General features: G+C 75.4%; 2 protein-coding genes. Both read right to left on the bottom strand.

Annotation, left to right across the window (positions count from 1 at the left end; genetic code table 11):
* Positions 1-18: 18 nt before the first annotated feature.
* On the bottom strand, positions 19-1,374 hold the full coding sequence (locus ACWJ6R_RS35120; RefSeq protein ID WP_449066337.1) for an MFS transporter: 1,356 nt from the start codon (positions 1,372-1,374) through the stop codon (positions 19-21).
* Positions 1,375-1,471: 97 nt separating this feature from the next.
* A complete protein-coding gene (locus ACWJ6R_RS35115) occupies positions 1,472-2,050 on the bottom strand; it encodes a hypothetical protein (RefSeq protein ID WP_449066336.1) in 579 nt (192 codons plus the stop codon).
* Between the last annotated feature and the right edge of the window lie 95 nt (positions 2,051-2,145).

Genomic DNA, 2,145 nt, shown 5'->3' with positions numbered 1-2,145 from the left:
CCGGCGCGGCGGCGCCGTTCAGCGGCGGGCGAGCGCCAGCCAGGCGCCGGTGGCGGTGACCAGGACCGCCACGGCCGTGCCGAGCACGCCGTAGGACAGGGTCTGCACGATCACTCCGGCGACGACCGTGCCGGCCGCGCCGCAGACGTTCATCACCAGGTCGGACAGTCCCTGCACGGCGGGGCGCCGTTCCAGCGGGACGGCTTCGGTGAGCATCGCCGACCCGGAGACCAGGCCGCAGGACCAGCCGACTCCGAGCAGGACCAGCCCGGCGGTCACCTGGGGGACGTCGTGCTCGCCCGCCGTACCGGCCAGGACGGCCGCGGTGAGCAGCAGGGCCGTGCCCAGCACGAGCACCCGGACCCGGCCGATCCGGTCGGCGAGCCAGCCGACCAGGGGGGAGAGCACGTACATGCCCGCGATGTGCAGGCTGATCACCAGGCCGATGACCGAGACGGAGGCCCCGTGGTGGTCGAGGTGGACCGGGGTCATGGACATGATCGAGACCATGGCGGTGTGGCTGACCGCGATCGCGGTCAGCGCCCGCAGCGCCGCCGGGGAGCCGAGCAGCGTCCGCCAGGCGGTGCGCAGGGTGCCCGTCGGCTTCACGGCCGCCGCCGTCTCCGCGGCGGGTGAAGGGGACGCGGTGGCGGGTGAAGGGGACGCGGTGGCGGGCGGGGAGGGCGCGGTGACGGGTGCGGTGTCCGGCGCGGCCGCGGCGAGCGAGCGCGCCAGGACCAGCGGATCCGGGCGGAGTCCCGCGGTGAGGATGCCCAGGGCGAGCACGAAGCCCAGCAGGGCGAGCACGAACGGGCCGGCGCCCGGGGCGAGGCCGAGCCGCTGGCCGAGCTGGTCGGCCGGTTCGGCGAGGTTGGGTCCGGCGACCGAGCCCACGGTGGCCGCCCAGACCACCCAGGACAGGTGCCGGGCGGAGTGCCCGGCGGGGGACAGGTCCGTGGCCGAGTAGCGCGAGGCCAGGTTGCCCGCGCTGCCGCCGCCGAACAGCACCAGCCCGGCCAGGAGCAGGGGCCACGACCCGACGGCGACGGCGATCACGGAGATCAGGCAGCCGAGCGCCGCGCAGCCGTAGGCCAGGGTCAGCCCCCTCCGCCGCCCGCCGCGGCCCGAGGCCCTGGCGGTGGGCAGGGCGAGCAGCGCGGCGCCGAGCACGCCCGCGGTGCCCGCCAGCCCGCCGAGCGCCTCCGAGCCGGAGAGCCTGGCGACCAGTACCGAGCTGAGGGTGAAACTCACGGCGACGCCCATGCCGCTGGTGATCTGCGCCGCGGTCAGGACGCCCAGCGTCCGCCGCTGGACGGCGGCGACCCGCTCCGGGCCCGGAGGGGAGATGTCAGGACTCAAGGGGATTGTCGTCACGAGCGAAGTCTGTCATCACCCGTGATGATCCCCCAGCGGATGTCCCGCGCCCCGGCGGGGCCCGGGACATCCGGACCGCCGGGGCTCCAGCGCGGTCTCAGACCCCCGGGTCGAAGGTGGCGAAGAAGGTGTCGATCATCCTCGCGCTCTTCTCCCAGTCGATGTCCTTGACGACGATCGCGATCTGGTAGGCGCTGTCGGCGCCGACCACGACGTACCGGGTCCGCCCGTGCATCGGCACGATGCCGTCCGGCAGGACGTAGGTGTACTCCCAGTCGGCGGCCTTCCAGCCGTCGTAGGAGACCGGCGTCACGCCGACCTCGATGTACTCGTCCAGCCCGGACCTGTCGACCTTGCCGAGCGCGGCCACCGGGTCGGCCACGGGCACCTGGGTGACGACGATGCTCTGCGCGCCGCTCTTCGGCCCGGAGAAGACGACGGCGCCGTCGTCGCGCTCCTTCACCGTCCAGTTCTCCGGTACGGCGCCGGCGATCCCGCCCGCGCTCAATCGCTTGAACCCCTCGGGGACCTCACCGGTCCTGCGGCTCTGCCCGCCGTCGGCGGGGGCGGAGACCGCGGCGGAGGAGGTACGGCCCTGCGCGGGGGCGGAGTCGTCGCCGGGCATCAGGACGATCAGCCCGGCCGCCACCACGGCGAGCACACCGGCCCCGCCCACGGCCGCCAGCAGGCGCGGGCCAGCCTCTCCAGCCAGCCCACCTCCCCGCCCCCGGCCCCAGGCCGTCCCACGCCTCCCGTCGCGCCGGCGACCGG

The organism is Planomonospora algeriensis (genome assembly GCF_977012225.1).
Note: the sequence above shows the minus strand (reverse complement) of the source record. Positions and strands in the feature narration are given on the sequence as shown.